The organism is Halalkaliarchaeum sp. AArc-GB, from assembly GCF_031432225.1.
Classification (GTDB): Archaea; Halobacteriota; Halobacteria; order Halobacteriales; family Haloferacaceae; genus Halalkaliarchaeum.
In genome coordinates this window covers 184,456-203,309 of sequence record NZ_JAVKGM010000003.1, presented here as the reverse complement: position 1 = coordinate 203,309, position 18,854 = coordinate 184,456, and the positions used below count along the sequence as shown (strand labels likewise).

At 63.3% G+C, this 18,854-nt stretch carries 12 protein-coding genes and 1 pseudogene; 10 read left to right on the top strand and 3 right to left on the bottom strand.

The window, feature by feature from the left end; all coding sequences use genetic code 11:
• Positions 1 to 203: 203 nt before the first annotated feature.
• Positions 204 to 1,241, bottom strand: a complete 1,038-nt coding sequence (locus RH858_RS05725) for an AI-2E family transporter (RefSeq protein WP_310561324.1) — start codon at positions 1,239 to 1,241, stop codon at positions 204 to 206.
• 221 nt (positions 1,242 to 1,462) lie between these two features.
• Between RH858_RS05725 and RH858_RS05720 the strand changes: the two genes are divergently transcribed.
• Both RH858_RS05720 and RH858_RS05715 read left to right on the top strand, forming a co-directional pair.
• Entirely contained in the window at positions 1,463 to 2,671 is a 1,209-nt protein-coding gene (locus RH858_RS05720) for a CBS domain-containing protein (protein WP_310561323.1), read from the top strand.
• A gap of 174 nt (positions 2,672 to 2,845) precedes the next feature.
• Positions 2,846 to 3,547: a hypothetical protein gene (locus RH858_RS05715; protein WP_310561322.1), complete on the top strand. Its 702-nt coding sequence runs from the start codon at positions 2,846 to 2,848 to the stop codon at positions 3,545 to 3,547.
• 2 nt (positions 3,548 to 3,549) lie between these two features.
• Here the strand turns inward: RH858_RS05715 and RH858_RS05710 are convergent, their stop codons facing one another.
• Positions 3,550 to 9,351: a hypothetical protein gene (locus RH858_RS05710; RefSeq protein ID WP_310561321.1), complete on the bottom strand. Its 5,802-nt coding sequence runs from the start codon at positions 9,349 to 9,351 to the stop codon at positions 3,550 to 3,552.
• Between the two features lie 94 nt (positions 9,352 to 9,445).
• On the bottom strand, positions 9,446 to 9,739 hold the full coding sequence (locus tag RH858_RS05705; protein ID WP_259535666.1) for a DUF5779 family protein: 294 nt from the start codon (positions 9,737 to 9,739) through the stop codon (positions 9,446 to 9,448).
• Positions 9,740 to 10,039: 300 nt separating this feature from the next.
• On the opposite strand from RH858_RS05705, the gene RH858_RS05700 reads away from it, so the two are divergent.
• The 8 genes and pseudogenes from RH858_RS05700 (at position 10,040) to RH858_RS05665 (ending at position 18,803) form a co-directional block, all read left to right on the top strand.
• Positions 10,040 to 11,296 carry a 2-isopropylmalate synthase gene (locus RH858_RS05700; RefSeq protein WP_259536391.1) on the top strand — a complete coding sequence of 419 codons (1,257 nt, stop codon included), beginning with the start codon at positions 10,040 to 10,042 and terminating at the stop codon, positions 11,294 to 11,296.
• A 495-nt stretch (positions 11,297 to 11,791) separates the two neighbouring features.
• Positions 11,792 to 13,621 carry a biosynthetic-type acetolactate synthase large subunit gene (gene ilvB / locus RH858_RS05695; RefSeq protein WP_259535668.1) on the top strand — a complete coding sequence of 610 codons (1,830 nt, stop codon included), beginning with the start codon at positions 11,792 to 11,794 and terminating at the stop codon, positions 13,619 to 13,621.
• Positions 13,618 to 14,262: pseudogene (ilvN, locus tag RH858_RS05690) on the top strand (acetolactate synthase small subunit); the annotation flags it as partial. The gene ilvB and the pseudogene ilvN, both read left to right, overlap by 4 nt.
• Positions 14,263 to 14,369: 107 nt before the next feature.
• A complete protein-coding gene (gene ilvC / locus RH858_RS05685) occupies positions 14,370 to 15,458 on the top strand; it encodes a ketol-acid reductoisomerase (RefSeq protein WP_259535672.1) in 1,089 nt (362 codons plus the stop codon).
• A complete protein-coding gene (locus RH858_RS05680) occupies positions 15,451 to 15,735 on the top strand; it encodes a hypothetical protein (protein WP_259535673.1) in 285 nt (94 codons plus the stop codon). The genes ilvC and RH858_RS05680 overlap by 8 nt, the downstream gene beginning before the upstream one ends.
• A 1-nt stretch (position 15,736) precedes the next feature.
• Positions 15,737 to 17,158, top strand: a complete 1,422-nt coding sequence (gene leuC / locus RH858_RS05675) for a 3-isopropylmalate dehydratase large subunit (RefSeq protein WP_259535675.1) — start codon at positions 15,737 to 15,739, stop codon at positions 17,156 to 17,158.
• Positions 17,155 to 17,832, top strand: a complete 678-nt coding sequence (gene leuD / locus RH858_RS05670) for a 3-isopropylmalate dehydratase small subunit (RefSeq protein ID WP_310561320.1) — start codon at positions 17,155 to 17,157, stop codon at positions 17,830 to 17,832. The genes leuC and leuD overlap by 4 nt, the downstream gene beginning before the upstream one ends.
• On the top strand, positions 17,829 to 18,803 hold the full coding sequence (locus tag RH858_RS05665; protein ID WP_310561319.1) for an isocitrate/isopropylmalate family dehydrogenase: 975 nt from the start codon (positions 17,829 to 17,831) through the stop codon (positions 18,801 to 18,803). The genes leuD and RH858_RS05665 overlap by 4 nt, the downstream gene beginning before the upstream one ends.
• The last annotated feature ends 51 nt before the right edge of the window (positions 18,804 to 18,854 follow it).

The window sequence follows — 18,854 nt, the reverse complement described above, 5'->3', positions numbered from 1 at the left end:
AATCACTCTTTGTCGAGCCACCGGTCGAGAAGTAGGTAGCCTGCCACAACGATGCCTGCGATAACGAGGCCGCCAGCTGGTCCAAGCCGTTTTGACGATACCTTCCACACCGTCCAGGCAATGCCCAGTAATTTCATCATAGCAACAATTCACGCTCCCGGTTCTTAAGCTGTGTCATGACCCTGATAATCAAAACGGGGGGATTAGCTCCCCGCCGGCTCCGCTCGTTCCTGCACGTAGAGGTTGAGGACAACTTTCGTTCCCCCGAGGACGACGGGTCCGACAAAGAGGCCGATACCGCCGAAGAGAACGATTCCGCCGAATATTCCAACGACGATGGTTGCCACGTCGAGCGCCTCCGTCCGGTTGATGATCATCGGTCGGAGATAGAGGTCCGAAACACTGACCAGCGAGCCGAAGACGAACAGGATCGCCGCTGACGTGGGACGGCCGACCGCGACCAGATACACCGAAACTGGGACCCAGACGCCGAACGCCCCGATCAGTGGAAACAACGCGAAGACAAACGTGGTCACGGTCAAAAATACGACGCTTGGAATACCGATAACTGCCAATCCGATTCCGAGCACTACTGCCTGAATGGCGGCCACAGCAACGTTCCCGACAACGGACGCCCACATGAGGCGGTCCAGTTTTGTAAACAGGTCCTGCTGGACAGGATCGTCGATGGGAAGCACCGATTGCAGCCACGACATGAACTGTTCGCCGTCACGCAGGAGGACAAAGAGCACGAATATCGTCACCGTAATTCCGATTATCACGCCCGGGAGACCACTGAGGAAGCCGAGGACCTCGGTTCCAAGACGCTGTAATCCCATCTCGATGGGCTCCTGATACGTCGTATACAGCGCATCGAGATCGACCACGTATCCCGTCGCCTCGATCCACTCCTCGGTGACGTCGATACTGAATTCGCTTTCCTGTAGCCTGGAGAGGATGTCTAATCCCTGCTGAATTGCGATAACGAGAAAGTAGGCGACTGGGATGAAAAGCGCGACTACCGAGACCAGGATGAGCGTAACCGAAGCAGCTGTGGAGTTCATATACTGTTCCAGGTACCGCTGGGCGGGGGAAAGCACGTACGCGAGGACGGTAGCCAACAGAATGTACTGGAGATACGTGCCAATCAGAAGCACAGCGAGCGCGGCGCTGAGTACCGCGAGAAGTGTCAATCCGACACTATCCGGAAGCCATGCCGACCCGCTATCTTTCGTGGACATGTATCCACTACTGTTGCACAGGACTAATCTGTTTTCGCACCGACATTCATATTCCTACCAATCACCCAATCTACACAATGTCTATCGCGAGTGAGAGTCTGAACAAAACGAGAAGGTTGGTCTGGCCACAGGTTCACAGACTGTTCACGAGGACCCCCTCCCCTGGGATCAGGGGTGGAACAAGCATAACTGTCCAGCGCCCCTCTCTGTAGAAAGTAACCATGGATATTTCAGAGATCCTCACCGGAAAGTTCACCGAGTTCGACATCGGTACACCGCTCTCGAAGGTCGCCGGGGCGTTCGAGAATCAAGAACTTGATGCCGTCATCGTAACGGATGGCGACGAGTATCGCGGTGTCGTTAGTCGCCGACAGCTGGCGTCCTCGTCCAACCAGCCGTCTGCGAAGGTCGGCTCGCAAGTACAGCACGTTCCGACTGTCGACCGCACCGAGGACGTCCGCGAGGTCGCGCGACTCATGATCGGCAGCGACGCCAAAACGCTCCCCGTACTTGACGACGACCGTGTCGTCGGTGTGGTAACTGGCGACGCAGTCCTCGAAGCAGTGCGTCCCTTCCTCGACGCAGTGACCGTCGAGGACGCCTACACGGCGGAGTTGATCAGTGCGACACCCGAAACCACGGTCGGGAAAGCACTCAATCTGCTTCGAGAAGCCGGGATCGCCCATCTCCCGGTCGTCGACGGGAACGACCTCGTGGGAATGCTGAGCCTGTACGACGTCATCGAGTTTACGACGCGGGGGGGAAGCAAGAGCCAGGGTGGTTCGTCGGGCGACTTCGATAGCCGCCGCAGTGGCGGGCAGACACGTGGTGGGTTCGGCGCCCGCGAGGGCGATGCCGACCGGATGCTCGACCTGCCAGTGCGGAACCTGATGTCCGATGCAGTCGTGACGGTCATGCGGAGCGCACCGCTCGACGAGGTCGTCGAGACGATGTTCGAGCAGGAGATCTCTTCGCTCGTCGTCACGGCCGACGACACTGCCGAGCCGGTCGGTATTGTCACGAAAACGGACGTCATCGAGGCGCTTACCTGGGAGCGCGATGACCGGAACGCCGTGCAGGTGTTCGGGCTCGAACTGCTGGAGGGGATGGACTACGACGAAGTCTCCGCGCTGATCGAGAGCATGACTTCGAAGTACGGTGAGATGAGCGTGATCAAAGCCAGCATCGAACTACAGGAACACAAAGAACAGAGCCGGGGCGTGCCGCTGGTGCTCGCGCGGATTCGACTGGTCACCGACCGCGGCTACTTCACGGCCGATGGGGAGGGATACGGTGCCTCTCACGCCCTTCGACTTGCCGCAAACGCGGTCGAACGGCAACTCCTCAAAGGGAAGACCTACGGTCAGTCGATGAAGCCTTCGACCACTGACGAGCAGGCACGGCTCTATGGCTGGTGGCTTGGCGGGTAATCGAATCGAGGTCTACATCCAGACGAGTACCCGTTGTTGGGTAAGCATACTCATTTTCTGGAAGAGATAGTCCGACTCTCGGGGTATGTACTGGTGAATGAATGGGTGGAATCGCTGCGCTGGCGATATTGCCAACAACTGTTAAGGAGAGCGCGACGAACGGAAGTACGAGCGATGAAACGTCGACGGATTCTCAGCGGCGTACTGCTGGCTGTGACTGCGGGATGTACGGAGTTCGATGTCACAGAAGGGCCCGGAGAGAGTACTTCCGACGGCGAGCACGCCGGATCGAGTGACTCTAACGGTGCGGCAACAGAACACGACCGAACGGAACGGGACGGATCGACAGAAGCACACACCGACGAGGAAACACCCACCGACGAGACGGATCCCACCGATCCAGGCGACACTGAGGAGACTGACGGTGAATCGACAGACGTCACGGGCGCGTCTCGGCTTCCCGATCCGGAGCAGTTCGACGACGGTTACGTCGTGGTGGAGTCTGCATACAGCGATTCCGGAACCGTGGAAGTCACGAGGACCTACTACTACGCCGGGGCAGCGACTGACCGACCGGACACCGTCACAGCGACGATTATTCCGCTCGAAACGGCGTCGCAGGCGGAGTCTCGATACGAACAGATCCTTCGGGATACGCGGTCCTCGCTGGACGCCACGGAACGTGAGCTCGTGTTGACCGACGACCTCGTCGCGATGGAGTTTCAGGCACGTCCCAACGACGACTACTTCACCGTCGTCGTCGCCAGGGATGGTACGGACGTGGGCGTCGTTACGGCCGACGACGGCAACGCGTACGATCCGACGATAGCTGCCACGGTTGTCGCAACGATGTTGTCAGAATCCGAGTCGGAGTGACGCTATCTTTGCCGAACGAGCGGTCGGTGCGTCCCCTGGCCGGCTGACTGCTGTGGATCGGTCGAGGGACCCAGGTTCGTAGACGGTTCGAGCCGGAACGGGATCCGCCCGTTCGTTTCGTACGCGACTCGCACCCGGACGGAGTCACCGAACTCCTCTGTGAGCGCGGCTTTTATCCGTTGCACCTCGCCGACGTTCGATTCGTCGGCCTGTCGAATTCGAAATTCGAGCTGGTTCGGGCTGAGCCCGGGCGTCTCTCGGGCGTACTCGGTGTAAAATTCCATCTGTTCGACAGCTCCCGCCGGCGTCGTCGACGATTCGGTGGCTTTGACTTCGATCAGCCGTCCGTCCGAGGTCACGAGATCTATCTCTCCTCTGGCCGCGTCACTCCCGGGGTCCCTGACGACGCGCCCGATCTCGTCGACGTTGTCGGGCCCGAGCTTCGCGGCCAGGTGCAGCTCCGCGGCCGTCCCTTTCAGGTTCTCGATGTCGTCGACGTCGTGTCGTGTCGCCGCCCTCCAGATATCGTCGAAGGTTCCTTCGGCTCCGTCCGACGCCCGCATTCCCTGGGTGTTCCGCATCACTGCGGCGTTCTCGAACAGTGCTCCGGCGTCGATCGCATCGCCGCCGGTAGTCGTGAACGGCTCCCTGTCTGCAAGCCGGATACCGACCTCGAGTTCGTCGATCTGGTCTGCCCGGATGAAGCCGTCCTCGACGAGGACTTCGAGGTGGTGTGGGTCGATCCCTTCGTCACTGACCGCCCTGATGGCGGCCGGGGAGGTCCCCTGATCGACGAGGTTTCTGGCCGAGCGGAGGTCCGCCCCGTTTTCGGCGAGCCGAACGACCTCTGCCCGAGTGAAGTGGCCGTTGTCGACCAGCGTACGCGCCGGGTTCTGGCCCTGACTGTTGTGTCGGTAGTAATCGAGGACGATGTCGTAGCGCTGGTTGGTCGACAGCTCCCGACCGGACAACAGACGGGTCTGAGACAGCGTGTCTCCCAGTGCATACCGGTCTGCCCCCCGAAGCTGAGCGCTCATCGCGTCGGTTCGCCCGACGCGAACGAGGGTTTCGGCCCACTTCTGTGAGAGGCTCTGTCGGAGTGCGCCGCGGGTGAGCGACCGGGAGACGCTTCCGACGCTTTTGCCGACCGCCTGTGCCGGTTTACTGGCGAGATCCAGAGCGATCCATCCACCGCCGTACGCCATGAGTGTCCTGTCGTCGGTGTCCTTCCCACGCCTGAACTGCCCGTAATGCTCGGTGAATGCGTATCCGATGAAGTGGCCGGTGCGATACTCCAGCGAATCCCGATCGACGTACGATACACCGATCTCGTCGAAGTAGAAGTCGGCGTTGTCGTACGGATCCACCCCCTCCATCGTCCCCTCGGAGATGCCGATCTGCGTCAGTTCGGGCAACTGCTTCGACGGCATCGACATCGCGGTTCGAGCGCCGAACCGGTAGAACGGTTCCTGGTTAAAATCGTGCGAAGACGTCGTTTCTTCGCCGCTGTCGTGAACCGTGTACGACTCCTCTGACCGAGTTCGCTCCCACGTTTCTACGTTTGCAGTGACCGCGACGAGGCCGGTTTCCTCCCGGAGGTAGATCTGCGTCGTTCCGGTGTGGCCATCCCGGGCGAGCTGATCGAGGACGTTCTCGATCCGTTGAATGCGGGTTCCTTCCTCCGGTATTCGTTCGAACTCCTCGAACGCCTCGTGGGCCTCGTAATCACGGAGGCCGGCCTCCTCGGGGTCCGGAAGCGGCCGTAACGAGAGTTCTCGCCCGGAGGAATCTCCAGTGATAATGATCGGTTCGGCCATGTACTTCTCGACTTCGAGAGTGCGTTGTGTCCGAATCGGCTGATCGAACAGATCGACGTACCCGGTTGCGTCAGTCGTCGCGGTTTCTCCAGTTTCTCTGACGGTGACCTCCGCCCGGTTGAGCGGTTCGCCGGTTTCCGCATCGGTGAGCTGTATCGTCTCGCGAACTGTCTCTCGAAGATGAAAGTCAGTCTGACTCATCAGTGGGCGCTGCTGGAGTGGGTCGATGAGCCGCCCTTGGCCCTCGAACCCGTCTTTGTCCACACTGACTGACAGGGTCACGGCAGTCGGGACGTCACGAAACGTGAACTCTCCTGTCCCGGTTTTGTCCCGTGTTATCTCCATCTCGTTTGATAACAGTAGTCCGTCTCCACGGACGGTTCCATGGACGGTAACGTCGTCTAGCGGTTCGCCGGTTTCCCAGTGGGAGATCGTAATCGTGACGTCGGTGAACTTCTCTGCGAACACGGTGTGGCCGAGCCACTCGGTCCGTTCCGAGCCGATCGTGACTCCGGCCCTGACTCGTTTGTCGACAGCGGACTCGGGAAGATCGTCCCACCGGAGCGTGATCGTCTTCGTTTCCCCCGCCGGAATGACGTGTTCCGAACCGTCCGGCTCGCCGACGATCTCGCCGTCCCGTTCGACGACGCCGGAGAGAGATGTTACGACTTCCCGGTCCGTGGGGTTCGTGACTGCAAGTTCTACTGCGTCCTCGCCGACCTCATAAAAAGGATCGAGTCGTTCGGTTCGGGAGACGACGAGTTCGTCGGCTCCGACGTCGGTCGGGTCGACCTCGAACGCGCTGCTGTCGTACTTCTCTGCAACCGGTGTCTCCGACTGGGAGTCGCTCTCGTTACGGACTGCCAGTTCGACGCCGTACTCGCCGGATCTGGCGTCGGATTCGACGGTCCACGGGAGCGAAACCAGTTGCGTCGCTCCGGGTCGAAGCGTAACTGTTTCTTCGAGGGTGACGTCCTCGTTTGCCCTACTGTCGTGTCCGGAGGTCTCGATATCGGGTCCCAGAACTGTGTAGTGGAGTACAAACGTTTTGTCATCGTCGCCAGTGTTCGCGATTTCTGCCGTCGTTTCGACGGTCTCGCCCGCCGAAAACGGTCCGTCTTCGGTTTCGAGCCGAATGATTTCGGCGTCTACCTCGACCTCCTCGACGAAGACTGCTGTGAGTTTGCGGTCTCGGTCGGCGACGACAGCGATCGACGGTTCCTCGGTGTCCACGTCCGAAACGTCGCCTTCCCATCGATCGAACTCGTATCCATGATCGGATTGGGCCGTAAGTTCGACTTCAGTCCCCTCCTCGTAGCTTTGGATCGTTCCGAGTGTAGACGTTCCCGGCGGATCGATCGCGACCGCACCGCTTCCTTGCGTTTCGACGGTGAATGAATGCTCGACGGCCTTCTCGACGAGGAAGGCACCGTTCTCGTGGTCGCTGTCCAGGCGGTTGTCCGCGGCTGAACTGGCGAAGACGTTGCCGCCGGCGTCGTAGCTACCGGCCGGCATCGAGTCGGTTGTTTCGAGAGAGAACGTTTCGGTTGTCGTTTCACCGGGTGCGAGTTCGGCTGTCGTTTCTCCCGCGTAGTGGCTCCAGGTTCCATCCGGGCCGCGAGCGATTCCATCGATCAGAAACTCGTTTTCGACGGTGCCGACGTTCTCGACTGTCACCTCGAGAGTCGCCACTTCTCCCGGCGCGTAGCTGTCGCCTGCCACCGTCACGTCGGTAACTTTCGCGTCGACCTCCGCCGGCTCACGGAACGTGGCCGTCATGGAACGATCCCGATCCATCGTCACCGTTATCGTTTCGGCAGTGGCGTCGTGGGAGGAGACGTCGCCTTCCCATCGGTCGAACTCGGAGTCGGTGTGGGGGAACGCGATCAGCTCTACTTCCGTTCCTTCCTCGTACGTCTGTGTCGTTTCCAGCGTGCTCATCCCTGGCGGATCGATACCGATTCCACCGTTTCCGTCGGATTCCACTGACAGCGTGTATTCAGCGACGTCCTCCTCGACGGTGACTGTCCACTCTGCGGCGTCGTCGTTATAGGAGCCGCTGCTGTCGAACACGTCAGCCTCGATGGAGTACGTTCCGGGCTCCTCGAAACGGTACGACCAGGTGTCGGTGTCGGTGGTTCCGTCCAGTCCATACGTGACTTCCTGGAACGATCCGTCGACGTACCATTCCGTTCCGTGCAGGCTCCCGTCGGGATCCTCCGCCCCAACGCTGAACGTCACCAGATCTCCTTCCCGGGTGGTGGGCGATTGTTCGGGACTGCCGGTCCACGACTCGGGGGGCCCGCCTGCTTCCTCCTGGAACGTGGCGGTGATCGCGCGGTCGCGGTCCATCGTCACCGTTATCGTTTCGGCGGTGGCGCCGTGGGACGACACGTCGCCCTCCCATCGGTCGAACTCGTAGTCGGTGTGGGGGAACGCGATCAGCTCTACTTCCGTTCCTTCCTCGTAGGTCTGTGTCGTTTCGAGCGTGCTCATCCCGGGTGGATCGACTCCGATCCCCCCGCCGTTTTCCGACGATATCGACAGTGTGTACTCCTCGACATCCTCTTCGACGGTGACTGTCCACTCTGCGGCGTCGTCGTTATAGGAGCCGCTGCTGTCGAACACGTCAGCCTCGATGGAGTACGTTCCGGGCTCTTCGAAGCGATACGACCAGGTGTCGGTGTCGGCGTTGCCGTCCAGTCCATACGTGGCTTCCTGGAACGACCCGTCGACGTACCATTCAGTTCCGTGGAGGCTTCCATCCGGATCCTCCGCCCCAACGCTGAATGTCACCAGTTCGCCTTCCCGGATAGTGATCGAGTTTCCGGGACTGTCGGTCCACGATTCGGGCGGCGTGCTCGATTCCTCCTGGAACGTGGCGGTGATCGCGCGGTCGCGGTCCATCGTCACCGTTATCGTTTCGGCAGTGGCGTCGTGGGACGACACGTCGCCTTCCCACCGATCGAACTCGTAGTCAGTGTTGGGAAACGCGATCAGCTCTACTTCCGTTCCTTCCTCGTAGGTCTGTGTCGTTCCGAGCGTACTCATCCCGGGGGGATCGACTCCAATCCCCCCGCCGTCCTCGGACGATATCGACAGTGTGTACTCCTCGACATCCTCTTCCACGAGAAAGGCCCCGTTCTCGTGGTCGCCGTCCAGGCGGTTGTCCGCGGCCGGACTGGCGAAGACGTTGCCGCCGGCGTCGTAGCTGCCCTCCGACATCGAGTCGGTTATTTCGAGGGAGAACGTCTCGGTGGTCGTTTCACCGGGTGCGAGTTCGACTGTCGTTTCTCCCGCGTAGTGGCTCCAGGATCCATCCGGGCCGCGAGCGATACCATCGATCAGAAACTCGTTTTCGACGTTGCCGACGTTTTCGACTGTCACGTCGATAGCCGCCACCTCTCCCGGCGCGTAACTATCGCCTGCCACCGTTACGTCTGTCGTACGTGCGTCGATTTGTTCTCTGACTTCGATGGCGTCTTGGTCGACCCCGGAGTCGTACCAGTGGTCCTTTCGTTCGGAGTAGAACACGCCGGCACCTGCGGTATAGGTCCCTTCGGTCGCGTCCTCGGGGATCTGGACCGATAGCGTCACCGTCCGTTCCTCGCCGGAGAACCAGCCGTCGTCGAGATGTACGGTCGTCCCTTCCCCGGTTATCCAGTCGCCGTTCGGGTCTCGAACGCTCGCATCGACGTAGAAGTCGTGGCTCGTATCTCCGGTGTTTTGAATCGTTACCTCGATCGGAACGGCGTCTCCCGGCGCGTAGATACCATCGGCGGCCTCCACGTCGGTGATCTCTGCATCCGTGTCCTCGACGGAGAACACGTTCTCGAAGTCGGGTTCGTACTGGACTGAACCCTCGGCGCTGCCCGCGGTGGCAGCAGACGCGATAACACCCGTCCCCAGAACGAGGGCAAATATGGAAGCGACGAAAACGACGGTTGCGACGGTTTCAACCCCGGAACGACGGTCTCGTCTCGACATACACTGACTACCACCATGGACAGATGACACTTATACCTTTTCAGGAAATAATCGAGTGTGTGAATGTCCGCGAGTGAAGACTATATTACTATTTCTAGCCCAGGCGGCCGGTGTCGATGTCGACCCCAGGCGGGGTGACGACGAGAAAGCCCCGGAAGTGCATCAGTTCGCCACCCATGTCCCTGATCTCTCTGGCGAACCCCGCGGCCAGATCGTTCAGGTCCCCTTCTACCGCGAGCACGAGCGTCTTCCCGCCCTGTATCTCCGCGATCCACTCCTGCGGATCGGTCGTCCCGTCGAGCCGTGCCAGCACCACGACGCCGTCCTTCTCAATCATCGCGTCCAGCTGTTCTTCCGCGTTCCGCAGGTCCAGGTCGAACTCGCCCATACCCTTCGCTCGGAGAGCCACAGCAAAAACGTTCTGTCGCGCCGGCGGACTAGGTGTGACATCGACGCTCTGCTCGTCGGTCCGCGTGCGAGCAATCCACCCCCCTTCTCACCGACGAATACGTCCGTCCAACCGGTATATATACAGGGTGGACGAACGTTCGGAACCGTGAGGATATAAGGTGTATAATGGCATACTGCATTGAAACAGGTCGACGATGTCTGTCGATTTTACAGCAGTCGACTCGGTGGCAGGACGGCGGCGCCCTGCGACGCACTGTGACAGCGAAATACTTAAGTACTGTTCCACGCCCAGAAAGAAGCACAATGTCCAACGACATGGAGGCCACGTCGGCGAAGCCGGCGGGTCGAGTTCTTCCAGGGCACACTGGATAGCACTGGCGAGTTCGATTCTGTACAGATCTTCGACACGACGCTCCGAGACGGGGAGCAGTCACCACGCACGTCCTTCTCGACCGACGAAAAACGCGAGATAGCGGCTGCACTGGACGAGATGGGCGTGGGGGTCATCGAGGCTGGTTTCCCGGTCAATTCGGAGACGGAGTTCGAAACCGTTCGCGACATCGCGAGCGCGACGGAAACAACTACCTGCGGGCTGGCCCGGGTCGTCGACGGCGACATCGAGGCGGCACTGGACGCCGGCGTCGACATGGTGCACGTGTTCGTCTCGACTAGCGACGTCCAGCTCGAGGATTCGATGCACGCCTCCCGCGAGGAGGCGAAACGGCGCGCAGTAGAGAGCGTCGAACGCGTACGCGAGGCGGGCGTCGAGGTGATGTTCTCGCCGATGGACGCGACGCGAACCGACGAAACGTATCTGATCGAGGTGATCGAGGCCGTCACGGCGGCCGGCACCGACTGGATCAACATTCCGGACACCTGCGGGGTCGCAACCCCGGGGCGGTTCCGGAAACTGATCGCCACGGTGCGGGAACACACCGACGCGAAGATCGACGTCCACACCCACGACGACTTCGGCCTGGCGGCCGCGAACGCGCTTGCAGGCTTCGAGGCGGGCGCAAGCCAGGCGCAGGTGTCGGTAAACGGCATCGGCGAGCGCGCCGGAAACGCCGCCCTGGAGGAGGTCGTCATGGCCGCCGAGTCGATCTACGGCGCCGACACGGGAATCGACACGACGAGGATCACGGAGGTCTCCCGGATGGTCGAGCGCGCGAGCGACATCCCGGTGCCCGCGAACAAGCCGATCGTCGGTCGGAACGCGTTCGCCCACGAGAGTGGCATCCACGCCGCCGGGGTCATCGAAAACAGCGACACCTTCGAACCCGGCGTGATGACGCCGGAGATGGTCGGCGCACAGCGGGAGGTAGTACTCGGGAAGCACACCGGTACCCACGCCGTCAGACAGCACCTGGAGGAGGCCGGCTTCACGCCGACCGACGACGAGGTGCGGACGGTGACCGAGCGCGTGAAGGAACACGCGGCAAACAAGCGGGAGGTCACCGCCGGCGACGTAGTCCGGTTCGCGAAGGCCGTCGGCGTAGAAACCGACACCGAGGAATCAGAGGTGACCGCCTGAGATGGCGGTCGCGGCCGACGTTCGCCCCGGACAGCGACTGCGAGGTCAGTCTGCAGGCTGGAGTCCGTCCCGTTCGGAACGGCGCAATCGTTGCACCCCGCGACAGACATATAAGAGCGGACGTTCTGCGACCGTGTATGCGAGGGAACAGCACCGACAGGCTCGCTCCGTCCGGAGCGGCCGCTTCAGGTCGGTCCCTCGCGGGTGCCGTTCTCGGCGGGATTATTGTAGGGGCCTAGCCCCTACACCACATCCACCTTCTGACCCACGCATTGCTCGACCGCCAAGCGACGGCGGTGTTACGCACCTCGCACCCGACCGCGGGGTTTTTCGGCAGGGTTCATTCGAAACCCGGGCCACGCCGGAACGGCGACGCGGGAACCGACCGAGCCGAACACGACGACACGGAACACGGATGACAACTGGAACGCGACGGAACGACGCACGATCGAACGGAACAGAACCGAACGACACACGACCGAACGGAGGAAACGCATGAGCGAATCACCGACTGCAGCCGAACGGAAACGGGGCGGCGAGGCGGAGGAGCCCGACGCGGAGAAACCGGAAGCCGGAGCAAACGGGAACGCCGGGGAAACCGGCGAACCACGTGACCCTGCGGCAGTTCCCGAGACGGGCGCTGCAGCAATCGTCGCCGCACTCGAGGCGGCCGCCGTCGACACGGCGTTCGGCGTCCAGGGTGGCGCCATCATGCCCGTGTACGACGAGCTGTACGACTCTTCGGTGCACCACGTCACGATGGCCCACGAGCAGGGGGCGGCCCACGCGGCGGACGCGTACGGCATCGTCGCAGGCGAGCCCGGGGTCTGTCTCGCGACGTCGGGTCCCGGCGCGACGAACCTGGTGACCGGCATCGCGGACGCGTCGATGGATTCAGATGCCATGCTGGCGCTGACCGGACAGGTTCCCACCGAGTTCGTCGGTAACGACGCCTTCCAGGAGGTCGACACGATCGGCATCACGACGCCGATCACGAAACACAACTACTTCGCAGAGGACTCGGCGACCGTCGGGGACGTCGTCGGCGAGGCGTTCGCGCTGGCGAACACAGGTCGACCCGGACCGACCCTGGTCGATCTCCCCAAGGACGTGAGCTTCGGCGAGGCCGGTAGCGAACCGGCGCCACCGAAACCGCCGGCGCGTGCCGATCCCCACCCCGACGCAGCCAGCGACGACGTCGAACGGGCCGCTCGCGCGATAGAGCGGGCCGAACGACCGGTGTGTCTCTTCGGCGGCGGTGTCATCAAAGGCGACGCAAGCGAGGAGGCCAGAACGTTCGCGCGGGAACTCGGAATTCCGGTCGTGACGACGATGCCCGGGATCGGGAGCTTCCCCGACGACGATCCGCTCTGTCTGGAGTGGGCCGGGATGCACGGCACCGGCTACGCCAACATGGCGATCACACACACGGATCTGCTGATCGGCGTCGGAACGCGGTTCGACGACCGACTCACCGGCGGAGTCGAGACGTTCGCTCCGGAAGCCGAGGTCGTTCACGTCGACATCGATCCGGCCGAGGTCTCGAAGAATATCTACGCGGACTACCCACTGATCGGCGACGCCGGCACGGTGCTGGAGCAGCTGCGGGCGGAGATCCGACAGCCCCCCGAGGCGGGACCCTGGCGCGACCAGTGCGAGCAGTGGACCGAGGAGTATCCGATGACGTACCGGGCCGACGAGGAGGAGCCGCTCAAACCACAGTTCGTCGTCGAGGCGTTCGACGAGGCGACCGACGACGACACGGTCGTCACCGCCGGCGTCGGCCAACACCAGATGTGGGCCGCCCAGTTTTGGACGTTCACCGAGCCCCGCACCTGGCTGTCGAGCCACGGGCTGGGGACGATGGGCTACGGCGTTCCAGGCGCGATCGGCGCGCGCGTCGCGCTGGACGACGCCGGCGAGACAGAGAGGGACGTTGTCTGCTTCGACGGCGACGGATCGTTCCTGATGACGATGCAGGAACTGTCGGTGGCGGTCAGAGAGCACATGGACGTCACCTTCGTGGTGCTCAACAACGAGTACATCGGGATGGTCCGGCAGTGGCAGGACGCCTTCTTCGAGGGGCGCCACATGGCCTCCGACTACAACTGGATGCCGGAGTTCGACACCCTCGCGGAGGCATTCGGCGCCCGTGGGTTCCGGATCGACGACTACGACGAGGTTTCGGAGGTCGTCGAGGAGGCGCTGGCGTACGACGGGCCATCGGTCGTGGACGCCCACGTGGATCCCGACGAGAACGTCTACCCGATGGTGCCAAGCGGCGGCGCGAACGGACTGTTCGCCCTCTCGGAGGATCAGCTATGAGCGGGGAATCGGACGCCCCCCGCGACGGACTTCCGGGGCCGTCACCCGAGGAGCGCCCGCATCCCGAAGGGAGACGGAACAAACAGGGAATTCGGATCGACCCCGCGGCGGAGGCTGAAAAACGGCCCCGCAGGGCGGTGATCTCCGCGTTGGTCGACCACGAACCCGGCGTGCTTTCGCGGGTGTCCGGCCTCGTGTCGCGCCGGCAGTTCAACATCGAGAGCCTGACAGTCGGACCGACCACCGTCGAGGGGCACGCCCGGATCACGATGGTCGTCGAGGAGCCGGATCCGGGGATCGACCAGATCAAAAAACAGCTGGACAAGCTGATCCCGGTGATCGCCGTCGGAGAACTCGACGACGACGCCATAAGCACCGAAGTGGCGCTGTTGAAAGTGAGCGGCGACGAGCCGGACAAGGTCCATGCAGTAACCGAGATGTACGACGGGACGGCACGGGACGCCGGGCCGGAGACGATTACCGTCCAGCTCACCGGCGATACCGCGACGATCGACGACGCGGTGAACGCCTTCCGCCAGTTCGGTATCATCGAGATCGCCCGGACCGGGCCGACAGCGCTGGCACACGGCTCGAAGACCACCGTCCCCGGCGAACGGCCGGCCTACACGGGTGAGCCCACGACGACGGCCGACGCGGATCGCGAACGAAACGGCACAACGCAGGCAGAACTGGACGAGACGGCAGCAACGGACGAGACGACAAAAACAAACGAGACCGAAGACACACGATGACGGACACACAGGACACGACAGAGCTGAGCAGCACAGTATACTACGACGAGGACGCCGACCGGTCGTACATCGACGACAAGACGGTCGCCGTGATCGGCTACGGGAGCCAGGGACACGCCCACGCGGGCAACCTCGCCGACAGCGGCGTCGACGTCGTCGTCGGACTCAGGGAGGGTTCCGCCTCCCGTGAGGCGGCGGAGGCCGAGGGGCTCGAGGTCGCGACGACCGCGGAGGCCGCCGCACGGGCGGACATCGTCTCCGTGCTCGTCCCCGACAGCGTCCAGCCGACGGTGTACGAACACGAGATAGAACCGAACCTGGAGCCGGGGGACACGCTCCAGTTCGCCCACGGGTTCAACGTCCATTACAATCAGATTCAGCCGCCCGAAGACGTCGACGTGACCATGGTGGCGCCGAAATCGCCGGGGCATCTGGTTCGACGGAACTACGAAAACGACGAGGGGACGCCGGGGCTACTCGCGGTGTACCGGGACGCGACCGGCGAGGCGACCCAGGAAGGGCTGGCGTACGCCCACGCGATCGGCTGCACCCGTGCGGGCGTCGTCGAGACCACGTTCGAAGAGGAGACCGAGACCGACCTGTTCGGCGAGCAGGCCGTGCTGTGTGGCGGCGTCACCGCGCTCGTGAAAACCGGGTACGAGACGCTTGTCGACGCCGGCTACTCACCGGAAATGGCCTACTTCGAGTGCCTCAACGAACTGAAACTCATCGTCGATCTGATGTACGAGGGAGGTCTCGGCGGGATGTGGGACTCCGTGTCCGACACCGCGGAGTACGGCGGCCTCACCCGCGGGGACCGCGTCGTCGGCGAGCACGCCCGCGAGGAGATGGACGCGCTCCTCGAGGAGGTACAGGACGGCACGTTCGCCCGACAGTGGATCACGGAAAACCAGGCGGGGCGGCCGCAGTACACCCAGCTCAGGCAGGCGGACAAGGACCACGAAATCGAGGCGGTCGGCGAGGAACTCCGCGGCCTGTTCGCATGGGGCGACGACGGGGGACCGGACAGCGATGGATCGACCGACGAGGAAACGGACAAACAGGAGGTGACCGCGAATGACTGAGGAGAGCGACCAGCGGATGGCGGACGTGAATCACACGAACCCCCACACGGGCGAGACGTTCGGCGCAGTGTACCGACGCGGGCCGGCAGTCGCCGACGGCGGTGAGACGCGGGAGTCGGCGGCGGAATCTGACCGGAAAACGATGGCCGACGTCGATCACGAATCCCCAAACGGGGACGTGGCCGGCGTCTGGGACCGGGGACTGGACGTGCCGGACGTTCCCGGCGTACCGAACGTAGCCACCGACTCCGGAGAACCGAGGGCTTCGGACGATTGAGATGAGCGAGGGTACGCTGTACGACAAGGTGTGGGATCGCCACCGGGTGACCACGTTGCCGACCGGACAGGACCAGCTGTTCGTCGGCCTCCATCTGGTCCACGAGGTGACGAGCCCGCAGGCGTTCGGAATGTTGCAGGAACGCGACCTCGAGGTGGCGTTTCCCGGCCGGACTCACGCGACGGTCGATCACATCGTCCCGACTGGGAACCGCGAGCGACCGTACCCGGACGACGCCGCAGAGCAGATGATGGCAGAACTCGAGGAGAACGTCCGGTCGGCCGGGATCGACTTCTCGCATCCCGACAGTGGCGATCAGGGGATCGTCCACGTGATCGGTCCCGAGCAGGGACTCACCCAGCCGGGAATGACGATCGTCTGTGGCGACTCGCACACCTCGACCCACGGCGCGTTCGGCGCGCTCGCGTTCGGGATCGGTACCTCACAGATCCGGGACGTGCTGGCGACCGGCTGCGTGGCGATGGAGAAACAGAAGGTCCGGAAGGTCGAGGTAACCGGTGAACTCGGCCCGGCCGTCACAGCAAAGGACGTGATCCTGTCGATCATCCGGGAGCTCGGCACCGACGGCGGCGTCGGCTACGTCTACGAGTACGCCGGCGACGCGATCGAGAGTCTCGGTATGGAGGGTCGGATGTCGATCTGTAACATGTCGATCGAGGGGGGCGCCCGCGCGGGCTACGTCAACCCCGACGAGACTACCTACGAGTGGCTCCGAGAAACCGACGCCTTCGCCGACGATCCGGACGCGTTCGAGGAGCTGAAACCCTACTGGGAGTCGGTGCGGTCCGACGAGGACGCCGAATACGACGACGTCGTGACCATCGACGGCTCGGCGATCGAACCGATGGTCACCTGGGGCACCACTCCGGGGCAAGGGGTCGGAATCAGCGAACCGATTCCGGAGGCGTCGTCGCTGCCCGCAGACAAGCAGGAGACCGCACGGCGGGCACAGGAACACATGGGCGTCGAACCGGGCGACACGATGGAAGGGTATCCGATCGACGTCGCGTTCCTCGGTTCGTGTACGAACGCCCGGCTGAAGGACCTCCGCGAGGCGGCCGAGATAGTCGAAGGGCGACACGTCGCAGACGACGTGCGGGCGATGGTCGTTCCCGGCAGCCAGCGCGTCCAGCGGGCGGCAAAAGCGGAGGGGCTCGACGAGGTGTTCGCGGCGGCCGGCTTCGACTGGCGAGAACCCGGCTGTTCGATGTGTCTCGGAATGAACGAGGATCAGCTGGTCGGCGACGAGGCGAGCGCGTCCTCCTCGAACCGGAACTTCGTCGGGCGTCAGGGATCGAAGGACGGCCGGACCGTCCTGATGAGTCCGATCATGGTCGCGGCGGCGGCGGTGACCGGCGAGGTCACCGACGTGCGGAAACTGACGGAGGTGTCGACGGCATGAGCGTCGATCACGAGGAGTTCGCCGACGGCGAGGCGCCTGCCGAAAAGGTGACCGACGTCTCCGGAACCGGGATCCCGGTCCGGGGCAACGACATCGACACCGACCAGATCATCCCCGCCCGGTTCATGAAGGTCGTCACCTTCGACGGGCTGGGACAGTTTGCCTTCTTCGACCAGCGGTTTGACGATGAAGACAACGAAAAGGAGCACCCGTTCAACGACGAGCGGTTCCAGGGGGCGAACGTGCTCGTGGTGAACGCCAACTTCGGCTGCGGCTCCTCCCGCGAGCACGCCCCGCAGGCGCTGATGCGGTGGGGGATCGACGCCGTCGTCGGGGAGTCGTTCGCGGAGATATTCGCGGGGAACTGCCTCGCGCTGGGGATCCCGACCGTCACCGCCAGCGGCGAGGAGATCGACCGGCTGCAGTCGTTCGTCGACGAGAACCCCGACGCCGAGATCGAGATCGACGTCGAACGCGAACAGATCCGGTACGCGGATCGGATCGTCGACGCCGAGGTGAACGATGCCCAGCGGAAAGCACTCGTCGAGGGGGTGTGGGACACCACCGCGCTGATGGCGGCGAACCGCGATGCCGTCGAGGACGTCGCTCGTTCGCTGCCGTACGTTTCCGACGAGCACGTTCCGGACGATCGTGTATCGGGGGAGGACACGTGACCGACGAGATCGTCGTCGTCCCCGGCGACGGGATCGGGCAGGAAGTGGTCCCCGCCGCGATCGACGTCCTGGAAGCGCTCGACGTCGAGTTCACGTTCCGGAAGGCAGACGCCGGCGACACCGTGAAGGACGCGACCGGCGAGGCGTTGCCTGAGGAAACCCGCCAGGCGGTCGCCAGCGCCGACGCGACGCTGTTCGGGGCGGCAGGCGAGACCGCGGCGGACGTCATCCTCCCGCTCCGGCGGGCGGTCGACTCGTTCGTGAACGTCCGGCCCGCCAGGGCGTACCCCGGCGTCGACGCGTTGCGTCCGGAGACGGACCTCGTGTTCCTTCGAGAGAACACCGAGGGCGTCTACGCCGGTCACGAGTCGCGGTTGACCGACGACGTCTCGACGCTCACCCGGGTGGTGACGAAGAGTGCCTCACGGCGGCTGGCAGAATACGCCTGCGAGTACGCCGGTGAAGAGGGCGTTACGGTCGCACACAAGGCGAACGTGATGCGGGAGACGGACGGACTGTTCCGCGATACGGTGCTCTCTGTCGCCGACGAGCAGGGTGTTCCGGCCGACACCGTGTTGATGGACGCTTTCGCGACCCACGTCTGTCTCGATCCCGCCCAGTTCGGCGTCGTCGTCTGTCCGAACCTCGCGGGCGACGTGCTCTCGGATCTGGCAGCGGGGCTCGTCGGCGGGTTGGGGCTGTTGCCGTCGGCGAACGTCGGCCCCGAACGCGGCGTCTTCGAACCCGTCCACGGCACCGCGCCCGACATCGCGGGCGAGGGGATCGCGAACCCGACCGCCGCGCAGCTGTCGGCGGCGATGATGCTCGAGTTCCTCGGCCACGAGTCGGAGGCGGCCGCAGTGGAGGAGGCAGTCGAAGGCGTGCTCGCTGACGGACCACACACCCCGGATCTCGGCGGCTCCGCCTCGACGGACGAGGTGACACAGGCCGTGATCGACCGGTTGGCCTAGGCTGATTCGGCGTTATTGCAACGATACGTTCAGGCGATCCTGCAACCGCCG

Coding starts and splice junctions, on each gene's coding strand:
- RH858_RS05725 (WP_310561324.1), bottom strand. CDS start 1,241: ATGTCCACGAAAGATAGCGGGTCGGCATGGCTTCCGGATAGTGTCGGA.
- RH858_RS05720 (WP_310561323.1), top strand. CDS start 1,463: ATGGATATTTCAGAGATCCTCACCGGAAAGTTCACCGAGTTCGACATC.
- RH858_RS05715 (WP_310561322.1), top strand. CDS start 2,846: ATGAAACGTCGACGGATTCTCAGCGGCGTACTGCTGGCTGTGACTGCG.
- RH858_RS05710 (WP_310561321.1), bottom strand. CDS start 9,351: ATGTCGAGACGAGACCGTCGTTCCGGGGTTGAAACCGTCGCAACCGTC.
- RH858_RS05705 (WP_259535666.1), bottom strand. CDS start 9,739: ATGGGCGAGTTCGACCTGGACCTGCGGAACGCGGAAGAACAGCTGGAC.
- ilvB (WP_259535668.1), top strand. CDS start 11,792: ATGAGCGAATCACCGACTGCAGCCGAACGGAAACGGGGCGGCGAGGCG.
- ilvC (WP_259535672.1), top strand. CDS start 14,370: ATGACGGACACACAGGACACGACAGAGCTGAGCAGCACAGTATACTAC.
- RH858_RS05680 (WP_259535673.1), top strand. CDS start 15,451: ATGACTGAGGAGAGCGACCAGCGGATGGCGGACGTGAATCACACGAAC.
- leuC (WP_259535675.1), top strand. CDS start 15,737: ATGAGCGAGGGTACGCTGTACGACAAGGTGTGGGATCGCCACCGGGTG.
- leuD (WP_310561320.1), top strand. CDS start 17,155: ATGAGCGTCGATCACGAGGAGTTCGCCGACGGCGAGGCGCCTGCCGAA.